Source organism: Acinetobacter sp. SFA, from assembly GCF_001647535.1.
Taxonomy (GTDB): domain Bacteria; phylum Pseudomonadota; class Gammaproteobacteria; order Pseudomonadales; family Moraxellaceae; genus Acinetobacter; species Acinetobacter pecorum.
The window spans coordinates 116,923-130,816 of sequence record NZ_LSZI01000001.1 but is presented as its reverse complement, the minus strand read 5'-3'; the positions used below and the strand labels follow the sequence as shown (position 1 = coordinate 130,816).

At 42.0% G+C, this 13,894-nt stretch carries 10 protein-coding genes and 2 tRNA genes; 4 read left to right on the top strand and 8 right to left on the bottom strand.

Annotation, left to right across the window (positions count from 1 at the left end; genetic code table 11):
- Nucleotides 1-36: 36 nt before the first annotated feature.
- The 4 genes from AY607_RS00610 to pyrC all read right to left on the bottom strand — a co-directional run bounded on the left by AY607_RS00610 (nt 37) and on the right by pyrC (nt 4,472).
- Nucleotides 37-2,532, bottom strand: coding sequence for a TonB-dependent receptor plug domain-containing protein (locus tag AY607_RS00610; protein WP_064101433.1), 2,496 nt, complete (start codon nt 2,530-2,532; stop codon nt 37-39).
- A 165-nt stretch (nt 2,533-2,697) separates the two neighbouring features.
- Nucleotides 2,698-2,773 (bottom strand) — tRNA-Glu (locus AY607_RS00605).
- Nucleotides 2,774-2,793: 20 nt separating this feature from the next.
- Nucleotides 2,794-3,453 carry a ribonuclease T gene (rnt, locus tag AY607_RS00600; RefSeq protein ID WP_064101432.1) on the bottom strand — a complete coding sequence of 220 codons (660 nt, stop codon included), beginning with the start codon at nt 3,451-3,453 and terminating at the stop codon, nt 2,794-2,796.
- Nucleotides 3,438-4,472, bottom strand: a complete 1,035-nt coding sequence (gene pyrC / locus AY607_RS00595; RefSeq protein ID WP_064101431.1) for a dihydroorotase — start codon at nt 4,470-4,472, stop codon at nt 3,438-3,440. Before pyrC ends, rnt begins: the two co-directional genes overlap by 16 nt.
- A 152-nt stretch (nt 4,473-4,624) precedes the next feature.
- On the opposite strand from pyrC, the gene AY607_RS00590 reads away from it, so the two are divergent.
- On the top strand, nt 4,625-5,896 hold the full coding sequence (locus tag AY607_RS00590) for a GGDEF domain-containing protein (protein WP_064101430.1): 1,272 nt from the start codon (nt 4,625-4,627) through the stop codon (nt 5,894-5,896).
- 74 nt (nt 5,897-5,970) lie between these two features.
- On the opposite strand, the gene argG is transcribed toward AY607_RS00590, so the two are convergent.
- A complete protein-coding gene (argG, locus tag AY607_RS00585; protein ID WP_064095551.1) occupies nt 5,971-7,311 on the bottom strand; it encodes an argininosuccinate synthase in 1,341 nt (446 codons plus the stop codon).
- A gap of 247 nt (nt 7,312-7,558) precedes the next feature.
- Here argG and AY607_RS00580 point away from each other — a divergent pair, with 247 nt between their 5' ends.
- The 3 genes from AY607_RS00580 (at nt 7,559) to AY607_RS00570 (ending at nt 10,273) form a co-directional block, all read left to right on the top strand.
- The gene (locus tag AY607_RS00580) at nt 7,559-7,912 is read left to right on the top strand and encodes a hypothetical protein (protein ID WP_064095550.1); all 354 of its coding nucleotides are present in this window, start codon (nt 7,559-7,561) and stop codon (nt 7,910-7,912) included.
- Between the two features lie 147 nt (nt 7,913-8,059).
- Nucleotides 8,060-10,096, top strand: a complete 2,037-nt coding sequence (locus AY607_RS00575; protein ID WP_064101429.1) for an NADPH-dependent 2,4-dienoyl-CoA reductase — start codon at nt 8,060-8,062, stop codon at nt 10,094-10,096.
- 87 nt (nt 10,097-10,183) lie between these two features.
- Nucleotides 10,184-10,273: transfer RNA gene (locus AY607_RS00570), tRNA-Ser, on the top strand.
- A 130-nt stretch (nt 10,274-10,403) separates the two neighbouring features.
- Here AY607_RS00570 and AY607_RS00565 read toward each other — a convergent pair.
- The 3 genes from AY607_RS00565 to AY607_RS00555 form a co-directional block, all read right to left on the bottom strand.
- Nucleotides 10,404-11,375, bottom strand: a complete 972-nt coding sequence (locus AY607_RS00565) for a methyltransferase (protein ID WP_064101428.1) — start codon at nt 11,373-11,375, stop codon at nt 10,404-10,406.
- A gap of 336 nt (nt 11,376-11,711) precedes the next feature.
- On the bottom strand, nt 11,712-12,410 hold the full coding sequence (locus AY607_RS00560) for a pirin family protein (RefSeq protein WP_064095547.1): 699 nt from the start codon (nt 12,408-12,410) through the stop codon (nt 11,712-11,714).
- 180 nt (nt 12,411-12,590) lie between these two features.
- Nucleotides 12,591-13,805, bottom strand: a complete 1,215-nt coding sequence (locus tag AY607_RS00555; protein WP_064095546.1) for a L,D-transpeptidase family protein — start codon at nt 13,803-13,805, stop codon at nt 12,591-12,593.
- Between the last annotated feature and the right edge of the window lie 89 nt (nt 13,806-13,894).

Here is a 13,894-nt window from a genome sequence, read left to right as displayed (position 1 = left end):
TTAAAAAGAGCAGCAGCATGTACCTCTATTCAGACTCTAGAATTTAAAAGTGACATCTGCAATAAATTGGCGGCCAATTTGTGGATAGGCAATACCCGAATCCAGATAAAAATTATCACGATTCGTCACATTGTTAATCGTTAAACCTAAAATGGCTTTAAGGTCCTTATTTAAAGGAATATCATAGGTCGTCCGTACATCCCAGTAGAAGGTATTTTTGGTGGTGTATGGGGTATACATATCATATTGTTCATTATTTTTATCAGAATAACCTTTTGATATTTTCTTCATGGCATCCACTTTGCCCTGGTAACTGATGAAGTTATTAATGCTTAAAGGAATCCGGTCAAATTTAATATTCCAACCTAAACGTGTTGTCCAGGGAGTATTAAAGATTTCAGATGGCTTATCTTCAGCATTGATCAATTTACCATCGTAGTAGATGATGGGTGTGCCGGTATAATACGCTGTGCTGTATGAGTCGAAGTTACGCTGGGTTTCAGTATAATCTGCATTTAGGCTGAATAAATGCTGTGTGCCAAATAACTTCAATGGGCTAATGTTAATCAAGCTTAAGGTATAAATATTAGATTCAGATTTACCTTCATTATCATAAGTATAGCTAAAGCGATTGGTTGAAATGGCTGGATCCTTAACTGATTCTGTGCGGCGGATCTGGTTCTTATTTTTACGATTAACCCATTTTAGACCAATACGGCTATTTGCATATTCAGCATTGATTCCGAACATGGTTTCATCTGCATAAGGGGTATCAAGCTGCGAACGATAAGTAAAAGAACCGGCATATGCTTTTTCTTTCCAGTCGGCTGATAGGTTGTCACGTGTTTGGCGAATGATCAATAAACCTTTTTGATCTTGTAATTCATTATAAAAGGCATTTAAACCATAGTAGCGGTTCCAGCCAGTGGTAAAGGATAATTGTTCATTAGCAAAAGGTTTAAAAACAAATGAGCTACGTGGTGCAACATTATTATTTTTAGTTAAGCTGTCATAGTCTGCACGAAAGCCAAGTGTTGCTGTGAAGTATTTGTCCCATTGAATCTGATCCTGTAAAAATGCATGCCAACGGTCTTGCTGTACCTCAATTTTACCTGCCAAATAAGAGGTGCGATTTTTTAGAAACTGTCCGTCTTGGCCATTTCCTTCATCACATGCATCATATTTATGACCAGTATTTGAATAACAGCTGAGATTGGCAATATTTCCAGTCGCACTAGAATAAATGCTTGTTGTGACAGGACGTTTCCAATGAGCATTATAGTGTCCATATCCTCCGCCCATTTTGAACGTATGGGTCGTATGCTGGGTTTGAATGGGTTCAAATAATGCCTTAAGACTATATTCCAGTTTTTCTTCCTGCTGCTGAGTGCTTCCAAAGCTACCTTCAATTTGCATACCCGAGGACTTCCAGTTTTTGGTTGATGATTTCAACCAGGAAATATTATCTGTCGCACTTTTACGGTTTGCAGTCTGCGTTTGATAATTGGCTTGTTGCTCAAGTTCAACTGAATTCAATTTATTTTTTAAGTTGATATAGAAACTTTGGCTGTCTGATGTATGTGAGCTTTGGGAGTTATGAGTGGATGAAAGAAAATAGTCACCACTCGATTCCATAAATTGTGTGCCGATCTTTAAAACCGTATTGTCACTGGGAGTATAGAAAAACTCTATACCTGCATTGTTTGAACCTCGTTTTTGTTCATAAGAATCTGGGTTATCAATACTTGTTTTTAAAGGAATATCTGCACGGCGATATGAACCAAATGCATTGAAACCCAAACTTTCAGCAAGTTTGCCATATGACGTTGCACTGATCCCTTGACGTGTAAAGAAAGGTTGTTTGCTTTCACTGGTGGAATTTTCAAATTCTTCAGCTGCTTCTTTACTAGGGAAATTGATGTCTGACCAATGATCAGAAGTATAGTCATAGCTCAGGCTGCCATGAATTTTACCAATTTCGGTTTGGGGAACACAGGTTTCTGCACTGACTACGCCACCTGTGAACTCACCAAATTCGGCACCCACATTGCTATCAAGTAGGGTGATTTTACACAGCAGATCGGCATTAATTGTCACCGTTTGTGAACTTCCCATTATTTCATTCAGGGTATTACTTTTTGCGTCACTACCTGGATTAATATTGTTATTAATGCTGAGGCCATTGATCAAAAACTTATTATCGTAGGGTAGGCTGCCATTAATACTGATATCCGTCGCGTTGAGTTCGCCTTGCTGCAATCCACTACGTGCGTTTGAATCAAATTGTACATTCGGATTAACTTTTAATAATTCGGTGATGGTCTTAGAGCCATTTGGTATTTGCTGTATGTCCTCTTTATTGTAAACCGTTTTCCCCACCTCATTTTCTGTTTTAGCTTGAATCACAATGGTGGAAAACTTAACAGAAGCTTGTGATTTGACTTGTTCTGATTGATCGGATTTTTCAGCAAAAACAGTTGAACTCAATGCAGTTAAAACCGCAATAGAAAGTGGGGAATAAGCAAAACGCATGAGAGAGCTTGATTATGAGAAAGATAATGTAAGTAATTATCATTAACTATGGTGTGGTAATCAATGAAAATGAGAATTATTTTCATTAATAAAATAATGAATGTTCATGAATTAATCAGCTTGAGGGGCTGGTACAAGATATATAAAGGAAGAGAAGAAGATAGATGGCGTCCCTACGGGGATTCGAACCCCGGTTACCGCCGTGAAAGGGCGATGTCCTAGGCCTCTAGACGATAGGGACGTTTAGAAGATGGCGGTATCTTATTGATCCGCCACCAGAGTGTCAAGCAGGTGAGGTGCGAGTTTGTTTAAAATATAGCAAAACAGTTCAGCGGTCTTCTGCGTATCATATAATGCAGAATGGGCTTCTTTGCCATCAAACTCGATTCCAGCCTGGATACAGGACTTCGCCAGTACGGTCTGACCAAACATCACCGCACTTAAAGTCACTGTATCGAAGACAGAAAAACTATGAAACGGGTTCTGGTTTTTGGTTCCAGTACGGGCAATCGCGGCCTGAAGAAAACCCAAATCGAAATGTGCATTGTGTCCAACTAAAACCGCATGGGTACAGTTTTGCTGGCGACGTACTTCATTCACAGATTTAAAAATACGCTTAAGCGCAGTTTTTTCATCTTCGGCCATTGCGATTCGCATCGGATTAGAGGGGTCGATCCCAATAAACTCCAGCGAACGGCGGTCGAGGTTTGCTCCTTCGAAAGGATTGATATGTGCATGGTAGGCTTGACCTGGCACAAATTGACCATTTTCATTATAAACAATCGGAATGGCCGCAATTTCCAGCAATGCATCAGTCTGTGCATTAAAACCTGCAGTCTCGACATCGACAACTACAGGTAAGAATCCACGAAAACGTTGACCAATGATTGGGAGAGTTTCATTTGTCACACTTTTCTCCATTGAATGGTTTTACCCGCATACAGAGGGATAATCTGTGCACCATCCAGGTAGTCTAAACTTTCAGGAATCACTTGATCTTCTTTGATCAGGGTAATAGTGCTGGTATTACGTGGCAGACCATAGAAGTCTGCACCAAAGTGGCTGGCAAAACCTTCCAGGCGTTCAATTTTACCCACCTGATCAAATGCCTGAGCATACAGCTCAATGGCAGTCGGCGCACTATAACATCCTGCACAGCCACACGCATTTTCTTTTGCATTTTTTGAATGTGGCGCGCTGTCTGTTCCCAGGAAAAATTTAGGATTACCGCTGGTTGCGACTTCCAGCAAAGTTTGCTGATGCGTTTGACGCTTTAAAATTGGCAAACAGTAGAAATGCGGCTTGATCCCACCGACCAGCATATCATTGCGGTTAAACAATAAATGTTGCGGGGTAATGGTTGCAGCGACATTCCGGTCTTGCTCGAGCACAAAATTTGCAGCCTCACTGGTGGTAATGTGTTCGAGTACCAGTTTTAGCTTTGGAAACTGTCTGAGTAAGGGTGCTAGCACTTCATCCAGGAAGCGCTTTTCACGGTCAAAAATATCCACATGATTGTGCGTTACTTCACCATGCAGCAATAAAGGCACCTGGTGTTCTTCAAGCTGTTCAATTACGCCGTAGACCTTGCTCATGTCGCTCACACCGCTATCGGAGTTGGTGGTCGCACCTGCAGGATAGAGCTTGATGGCATTGACATACGCAGATTCTTTGATCTTTTTAACTTCGCTTGCCGGGGTGTTGTCAGTGAAATACAGCACCATACGTGGGTCGAAATTTACCCCTTCAGGCACATGGGCCATAATGCGTTCACGATAGGCATTGGCTTCCTCCACGGTTTTAACGGGTGGCACCAGGTTTGGCATGCAAATGGCACGAGCAAACTGTTTGGCTAAATCGGGAACGGTACGTTGAAGTGCTAAACCATCACGCAGGTGAACGTGCCAGTCATCTGGCTGGAGAATCGTAATCGTATTCAAGGCAAATTCAGTCGAACAAATAAAGTGAATGATAATCCATCTATAATAAAAATGGTAACGAGAAAGCGCTACAAAATAAGGGATATCTATAATTTAATTTCAAAAAGTATGTTATTTTAGAATTACTAAAAAAATTACATAAATACTTGGCAATGGAATACAAGTACAGTCTAGCGAAATTACAAGATAATAAAGAAGACATAGAAAAATTGATCGCACGGCAAAGTCAGCGTGTAGGTCCGGTCTTCCCTCAAAATCTGGAACAAGAATTCTGGACAAAAAATCTGGAACGTGCCCGTAAACATGTCGAAAAATATGTTTGGGGCGGAGTATTGGCTTATTTTATTTTTTTAGTGGTGATCATTCCTACAGATTACTGGATTATCAGCAAAGAACATTTCGTACATGATTTTGTGTTGTGCATGCTGGGTCTCATCAATGGCTGCATCGCATTAACCCTCTTTTATATGTTTTCCTGTTTACCCAAAATCAGGCGGTTTTTCCCGCAGGCATCAATGCTGCTGGTATTTTGGATGCTGGTTTCAATTTCGTGTATTACCATGTCGATTAAAACTCCAGCTTTACAGCATCAGTCGATGGCGATTGTCACCATTATTTATATACTGGGATATGTTCTAACCGGTATCAAGCCTGTACAGATGCTGGTGACAGGACTGGCTGCAGCAGCTACCACGATTATTGCTTTATCAATCATGTCCATAGAATTTAGCCCCTTGGTTTTTGGGCGTATTCTGATTGGGAGTTGTTTGTTGGGTTATGTGATTAGTCATATGATTTTTGCACGTGAACGTGTGATCTTTCTCTATAGCATTCGTGCCAGAATCAGTGAGCAAATCCAGCGTATTCATACCACCGAATTATTACATTTAAGCCAGTATGATGAGCTGACCAAGATTTCGAACCGACGAACCTTTGATGAGACACTGGAGGTCCATTTCGAACGTGCTCGCCGTGAGGGAACGGCTTTGGCGATTCTGTTTATTGATGTAGATTTCTTTAAAAATTACAACGATTTTTATGGACATCAGAAAGGTGATGACGTTATTTCAAGCATTGCTAAAACAATTAAGAATGCGATCCGGCATATGGACTTTGTCGCACGTTATGGCGGAGAAGAGTTTGTGGTCCTCTTGCCTGAAACGGATGCGCATGGTGCTTATGCAGTGGCATCAAATATCTTTAAAGCGATTGACCGGCTGGAAATTCCACATGAAAAATCTTCAGTTGCGAAACATATCACTATCAGTTTAGGTATTACTGTCTATCGTGGTGAGGATGATATTGATAAAGATGCATTGTTGGGAATCGCGGATCAGGCGCTATATCGTGCCAAGCAGCTTGGACGCAATCAGATCTATTATCAGTCCATTCGATCAGTCAATTCAGATATCGCAAATGGTTAGAAATTCTAAACATCTATAAGCATCACCAATAAAAAACCGCGCTCAAGGCGCGGTTTTTTTGCTAAAGACAAAACTTAGTTTTTGTCTTTCAGTTGTGGCACTGCAGATGCTGTACCGACTGCGAGTAAACCTGTCTCTGTATAAATGCCCAGTTTCGCGCGAGTATCTGTAATATCCAGGTTACGCATAGTTAACTGGCCGATACGATCCATCGGCGAGAACATGGAATCACCTTTCTCCATAGTCAAACGCTCAGCTTCATAAGTGAGGTTAGGAGATTCAGTATTCATAATGGTGTAGTCATTACCGCGACGAAGTTCAAGCGTCACTGTACCGGTAACTGCTTTAGCGACCCAACGCTGTGCAGTTTCACGCAGCATCAGCGCTTGAGAATCGAACCAGCGACCTTGGTAAAGCAGACGACCTAAACGTAAACCGTTAATACGATATTGTTCGATGGTATCTTCGTTATGAATACCGGTCACAAGACGTTCATAAGCAATATGAAGAAGTGCCATACCCGGAGCTTCATAGATACCACGAGATTTCGCTTCGATAATCCGGTTTTCGATCTGATCCGACATACCCAGACCATGACGGCCACCGATACGGTTTGCTTCAAGAATGAACTCAACTGGATCTTCGATACGTTGACCATTGATGGCCACAGGGAAGCCTTCTTCAAAAGTAATGGATACTTCTTCAGGTTTGATTTCTACTTCTTCTTTCCAGAACGCAACGCCCATGATTGGCTCAACGATTTTGATGCCTGCATCCAGGTATTCAAGATCTTTGGCTTCGTGAGTCGCACCTAACATATTGGAATCTGTTGAGTATGCTTTCTCTTTTGACATTTTATAGTCAAAACCGTTGTCGATCAGGAACTGTGACATTTCTGCACGGCCGCCTAATTCGTCAATAAACGTCTGGTCTAACCAAGGCTTATAGATTTTAAGATTCGGGTTAGTCAACAAGCCGTAACGATAGAAACGCTCAATGTCGTTACCTTTATAAGTAGAGCCGTCACCCCAGATGTTCACGTCATCTTCTTTCATGGCAGTAACCAGCATGGTGCCTGTAACTGCACGACCAAGCGGGGTCGTATTGAAGTAAGGAACACCACCAGTAGAAATGTGGAACGCGCCACATTGAATTGCTGCAATACCTTCTAATGCAAGCTGTAAACGGCAGTCGATTAAACGTGCTTTTACTGCGCCATAAGCTTCAGCTTTTTTTGGAATCGCATCGTAATCGTCTTCGTCTGGCTGACCCAAGTTAGCTGTGTAAGCATAAGGTTCAGCGCCTTTTTGTTTCATCCACAAAAGAGCAGCAGAAGTATCTAGACCACCAGAGAAGGCAATACCAACTTTTTTACCTACTGGGACATTCTGCAAGATAGTTGCATTATCAGACATTGTTCATCCTAATGATATGAAATAGGCACGCCAGAATTGGTGGCCTGAAAAAATACATATTGCATCAATTGTATCATTAATTTATTTAGGTTTGCTTTAGAAAAGAAAAACTCGTTTTAAAATCTCTATTCAATAGACTTAAATAATCATAAATCGCACAATTTTGACCAGAATCCTGCTAAAAAATTAAAAATTCGCTATATTCAGCGCATAAAGTTAAAAAATCAGATAAATGAGGAATAAAATCATGGCGTCTCCTATTCCACCATTACCTAACTTAAATCCAAAAACCAAGAATGAAACGCTGGCACTGTTGCATGGGATTTATGCCGGTTTGCTGGTTTTTAGTACGATTGCTTTTTTATATCTGGAATATCAGCAATCCACGATTTCCATGCTGAGTCTGGGAATGATCCTACTAATTTTGTTGATACTGATTGTTTTAAATATACAGGCCTGTCTCAAGGTTAAGCTGGGGAATGGTTCAGGGCGGACATTATCCAGAGTGATGGCAATCCTCATGCTGTTCAGTTTTCCGATTGGGACAGTATTGGGTGCGATTGCATTATGGAAATCCAGTGCACGGCAATGGCAGCAATAATTTAATCGCGAATGTTCGACATGAATATGCCAATTGGTATTTGTGCCTGAGAATGCAGACCTGATAGTCATAAAAAGCCCCTAAAAATCAGTTAAAGTACCTTTATAAGATTTAAGCTATTAGCCAAATAAAAATCAGGGATATGTTATGACTACGACGCGCTATGCCAATATTTTAAAACCACTTCATCTGGGTTTCACCACCATTAAAAACCGGGTGGTAATGGGATCGATGCATACTGGTCTGGAAGATCGCTTTTATAATTATCCTAAACTGGCAGCTTATTTTGGCGAACGTGCAAAGGGTGGTGTGGGTCTGCTGATTACAGGTGGAATATCGCCAAACCGTCAAGGCTGGTTGTTGCCGGCGGGCGGTACCATGAATACCTTGGGCGATATTGCACCGCACCGCTTGGTGACGCATGCAGTTCATAAGCATGGCGCCAAAATTCTTTTACAGATTCTGCATGCCGGACGTTATGGCTATCAGCCTTTTGTGGTTTCGGCCAGCCCGATCAAATCACCAATTTCTCCTTTTAAACCGCGTGAAATGTCAGATAAACAGATCCTGAATACCATTCAGGATTATGTGAAAACTGCCAGCATTGCCAAAAAGGCTGGCTATGATGGCGTGGAAATTATGGGTTCTGAAGGCTATTTGCTGAATCAGTTTTTAAGTCGTCATGTCAATCAGCGTACTGACCGTTGGGGCGGCCCGATTGAAAACCGGATGCGTTTTGCCGTAGAAATTGTTAAAGCGATTCGCGCTGAAATTGGTGAGAAATTTATTATCTGTTTCCGTTTGTCGCTTCTCGATTTGGTGCATGATGGCAATACTATGCAGGAAGTGATTACCGTAGCTAAAGCATTGGAAAAGGCCGGAATTACTTTACTTAATACCGGTATTGGCTGGCATGAAGCGCGTATTCCGACTATTGTCACTTCTGTGCCGCGAGCAGCTTTTGTCGATTACACCGCTGAAGTCAAAAAACATGTTTCGGTGCCAGTGATTGCGTCTAACCGCATCAATATGCCAGACACTGCCGAAGCGATTCTGGCTTCCGGTCAGGCAGATATGGTACAGATGGCACGTCCACTTTTGGCAGATGCGTTCTGGGTCAATAAAACTGCAACCAATCGCGTTGATGAAATCAATACCTGTATTGCCTGTAATCAGGCCTGTCTGGATCATACCTTTAAAAACCAGCGGGCAACCTGTCTGGTCAATCCACGTGCCGGTTATGAAACCGAACTGGTCTATGTCAAAACCAAAAAATCAAAAAGTATTGCAGTGATTGGAGGAGGAGTTGCGGGTTTATCAGCAGCCACAGTCGCTGCCAGCCGTGGCCATGATGTGACGCTATTTGAAGCCAGTCACGAAGTAGGCGGGCAGTTTAACCTGGCTAAAGTGATTCCGGGGAAAGAGGAATTTCACGAAACAATTCGCTATTTTAAGGTGCAACTGGAAAAAACCGGAGTAGATGTACGTTTAAATACGCGGGTAAACCGCGAGCAGTTGGAGCGTGAAGGTTTTGATGAAGTGATTGTGGCTACAGGTGTCGTGCCACGTGCCTTGAATATCGAAGGCAGTCAGGCACCACAAGTCTTGTCTTATGCAGAAGTGCTACGTGGAGCACCTGTCGGTGATCGTGTTGCGGTCATTGGCGCAGGCGGGATCGGTTTTGATGTGTCCGAGTTTTTATTAAAGCCACCGCATCAGATACAGCCGCAACCCGTAAATGAATGGAAGCGAGAGTGGGGTGTAGATTCCCAACCAGATTATGTGACTGAAGGCGGGTTACAGCGAGCTGAAGTAGAACCTCCGGTACGGGGAATTTATCTGTTACAGCGTAAAAAAACAACACTTGGTGCAGGGCTGGGCAAGACTTCAGGGTGGGTACATCGTGCCCAGTTAAAAAAACATGCAGTACGTATGTTGCGCGGTGTGCAATATAAATCTGTTACCGATGAAGGTTTATGGATTGAGGTCGATGGCCATGCTCAATTATTGCGTGTGGATAGTATTGTGGTATGTGCAGGCCAAGAATCGGTGAAGGATCTGATGCCGCTTAACGGGGAAAATACCTTGGCGCAGTATCATATTATTGGCGGTGCAAAACTGGCAGCTGAACTGGATGCCAAGCGTGCTATTCGTGAAGGAGCGGAATTGGCAGCAAAATTGTAGCGATTTGATGAAACTATATGCAGTTGATTGCATTCACTGTAATTTTCACTTGTCAGTCGGATAAAAGCTCCGTATTATTGCGCACATGGAAGCGTGGCAGAGCGGTTTAATGCACCGGTCTTGAAAACCGACGAGGGTGTGAGTCCTCCGTGAGTTCGAATCTCACCGCTTCCGCCAAATTTTAAAAACCCCAGTCGAAAGATTGGGGTTTTTTATTACTTTAAGATTTTAATAGAATGCTGGAAAATAAACGGGATTCGAAGAAAACCACCATTTAAAAAATCAATAATTTATAAATAGATATTTTTCAAGCATGTACTTCAATCTTGATCAGAGCCAAAGCAATTCTTTCCACATGTTGGTAAGCCGGCTGCTCTAGCTCTTCACCAAAGATATCCGGGTCAATTTCTTCATAGGACCAGATTATATTTTGATGCTGTTTCATCGAATCTTTAAGATGCTGCAAAAATAGATTGCCATGTTCAGTCACGGTCACACCGGTATATAGGAATAAACGTCCACCAGAATTCAGCCGTTGTATACCTTCTTTTATAATCCTGAATGATAAATCACAGCCATCCAGTTTATTACCGCCATGCCGGTATTGACGTTGATCTGGATCAATTAAATACGGCGGATTAGCAAAAATTAAGTCAAAATTCCCCTCAAGATTGGAAAATAAATTACTTTGAACCGGATGAATATGATTTAAGCCGGCAAAACTGATATTAATCTGGCTATAGAGCAAAGCTTTGGGATTCAGATCAGCAACCATGATTTCATTATTATCTGGAAAATGTCTGGCGAGGCTGATCGCAGCTGCTGACGTACCACAGCATATTTCTACGGCCCGTTTAAAAGGATGAGGCTGAGTGGCTAGATATTGCTTAAGATGATAGACAAAGCGATAAGTATCCGGACCAAAAAATACTGCATCCTGCTGAGTGGTGGGAAAAGCAGAATGAATAAAGAGTTCATTATCAAGTGAAGAAACCCGAACCTGACTCAAGTATTGGCCTTGCTGTAGCTGTAGAAGTTGATGTTCTTGCAATAATTCAAACAGGACGGGATCAAGATCAGTTTTCTTGAAACCTAGATTCCAGCCAAAGATATCCTGAAGGGTTCTGTGCTTATAAGTTTCATTCTTTTTTCGGTCCAGAATTCGCTGATGTGAAAGCGGGGTAATGGTTGTAAAGTGATAATCTTGTTCTTTTAAAAAGGCTAATAAATAAAGCAAAGCTTGTTGTTGGCTGTTTTGAATCTCTAAAATCTGGTTCATACCGATATGCTCTTCTATTTATTTAACCTAAATGAAAAGGTCAATTCACTTTATGCCTATAAAAGACAATATCAAACTAGTCATGAATGATCAAAGCTATACAGCGTTTGATTTCCTGGACATGGATCAGTTTATATTCACCTAAATAGTGCTGTGGTTAGGTAAAAATGTGATGAGAATTGGTTGGATTTGTATAGGTAGTAGGCATAATTTTCTTAGTGAGGAAACCTTATAATGATTCTGCGAACTTATATTTCTTATTCATTATTCTATGTATAAAAAAGGCTATTCATCAAAATGATCAATAGCCTTTGTAGAGGGAGCCTTATTAAAAGCTTAGTTTGGTACTTCAGGTAAGTCAAACCAGATGACTTGCGCATCTTCACTTGCTTTAATTTCGGAGTCTTCCAGAAAAGCAATTGCACCACCCGCCTTAACTGTATGTTCTGCAATCTCGACAGTACCAGAAACCACATGTACATAATTAATATGCTGGGTTGCTTTGACTTCCAGGCTCTGGCCTCGCTGAATTACCGCAGTTTTGACTTCGGCATTCTGACGAATATGCATCGGTGCATTGTCATTTGGACCACAAATCAAATGCCACTGGTTGGGTTGCTCATGGGGATCCAGACGGATTTGCTGATAGTTCGGCTTGGCATCACGTTCATTGGGAATAATCCAGATCTGTAACAGATGGACCTGTTCATCACCCTGGTTCATTTCACTATGTCGTACACCTGTTCCGGCGCTCATGAGTTGCCATTCACCCGCAGAGATTCCGCCATGATTGCCCATGCTGTCCTGATGGGTAATGGTTCCCTTCAGCACACAGGTCAGGATTTCCATATTGTCATGCGGATGTGTGCCAAAACCCTGATGTGCATCAATTAAATCATCATTAATCACGCGTAAGGCACTGACTCCCATGTAGTTCGGATTATACCAGTTACCAAATGAGAAGCTGTGTTTAGACTCCAGCCAGCCCATTTTTACATGACCACGATTTTCACTCGGATGTAGAAAAGCTTTCATGATTTAATCTCGATATTATTTTGAACTTGAGATCATCATACTGTCGTTTTAAAGCTGAAAAAATCTCAAATAGGCGACAGATCATTGCATTTTTGCAACGACACAGCTCAAAGCAAAAACTCAGGAATAAAAAAGCCCGCTCAAAAGCAGGCTATTCTATTTTAACCGGTAGAGAGGTCATTATTCTAGGAAACGGACCGTCACACCAGATTTCACTTTACGGCCTAAGTCATTGGCATCCCAGTTGGTTAGACGGATACAGCCATGCGATGCAGTTTTAGAAATTGCAGACGGGTTTGGCGTACCGTGAATACCAAAGGATTTTTTACTTAAACCAATCCAGATATTACCGACCGGACCATTTGGACCAGGTGGTAAAGATAACGGTTTCTTGTTATTGCCCTGAACAAAGTTGCTTGGTGAGTAGCTATACCATGGATTTGGAGCTACTCCAGTCACTTTATAAGTGCCGGTAGGAGATGGAGTGTCCGAACTACCAATAGTGGCAGGGAAAGAGCCGATCATCTGGTTACGGTTATTAAATAAATATAACTGCTTGGCACCTTTATGCGCCACAATTAGATGGATGTCTTCAGGAACTTCGTTACGGATATTGGCAACAATCAGTTTTTCCCCGGCTTTTTTAAAGGTCGCTTTCGGATTTAACTTTTTCAAAAAGTCTTCATCCATATGGAACTTTTCGCCCAACATTTCAGATACACGGGTGTAATACAGGCCTTTCATTTTGGCCTGCAAGGCGTAATCATGCGGAATAGACTGGGCATATGGACCTTTAAGATCATCCTCAGTGATAGTGTACTCGACGAAGGCAGGTTTAGAGCCCTGTTTTGCTACCAGCGCATCCCAGGTTTCTTTGGTCAGTGTTCCAGTAGGCTTGATGCCGTTCATTTGCTGGAAAGATGCAATCGCTTTCAGGGTGTTTTTACCGCTGGTACCATCAATTGCACCCGGAGAAGCATGTGCATTATTCAGCATGACATGAGCACGTGCATAGACAGGAAATTGACCTTTACCGATATTTTCATACCATTCCGCATTATTAAGACCGTCTAAGGTCCAGGAAGCTTTGGCTGCAGCCGAGCTGGCTGGAGTTTTACTGGTCGGAGCGGCGCCAATATCAGCAGTCTGGTCTTCAGTATTTTGTAGTACATTTAGAGCGTCAGAAGCTTTCTTCAGGTCTTGTTGTTCTTGGGCAGTAATTCTGGTTTCAGCCTGGGCTGCCGAAGCTTCAGTTGCCAAAGGATCAATCGGATCCTGTACTGAAACATCAGTTACTACTTGGGGGTTTAATGGTTGTTCAGCAGTAGACGCAGCGAAAACAGTACCTGCGAAAATGCAACCTAGACTCACAGCGAGCATTGTGCGAACGAACATGTAACTCAACCTTAAAATATTTCTTAACTATGTGAAAAAACACTATAAGTATTACAGAAAAAATGTGGAGATGCAGTAGTTGTTTTGTG

Excerpts from the sequence above, each read along its gene's own strand:
- AY607_RS00590 (WP_064101430.1), top strand. The coding sequence starts at position 4,625 with ATGGAATACAAGTACAGTCTAGCGAAATTACAAGATAATAAAGAAGAC.
- AY607_RS00580 (WP_064095550.1), top strand. The coding sequence starts at position 7,559 with ATGGCGTCTCCTATTCCACCATTACCTAACTTAAATCCAAAAACCAAG.
- AY607_RS00610 (WP_064101433.1), bottom strand. The coding sequence starts at position 2,532 with ATGCGTTTTGCTTATTCCCCACTTTCTATTGCGGTTTTAACTGCATTG.
- AY607_RS00565 (WP_064101428.1), bottom strand. The coding sequence starts at position 11,375 with ATGAACCAGATTTTAGAGATTCAAAACAGCCAACAACAAGCTTTGCTT.
- AY607_RS00575 (WP_064101429.1), top strand. The coding sequence starts at position 8,060 with ATGACTACGACGCGCTATGCCAATATTTTAAAACCACTTCATCTGGGT.
- AY607_RS00560 (WP_064095547.1), bottom strand. The coding sequence starts at position 12,410 with ATGAAAGCTTTTCTACATCCGAGTGAAAATCGTGGTCATGTAAAAATG.
- rnt (WP_064101432.1), bottom strand. The coding sequence starts at position 3,453 with ATGGAGAAAAGTGTGACAAATGAAACTCTCCCAATCATTGGTCAACGT.
- argG (WP_064095551.1), bottom strand. The coding sequence starts at position 7,311 with ATGTCTGATAATGCAACTATCTTGCAGAATGTCCCAGTAGGTAAAAAA.
- AY607_RS00555 (WP_064095546.1), bottom strand. The coding sequence starts at position 13,805 with ATGTTCGTTCGCACAATGCTCGCTGTGAGTCTAGGTTGCATTTTCGCA.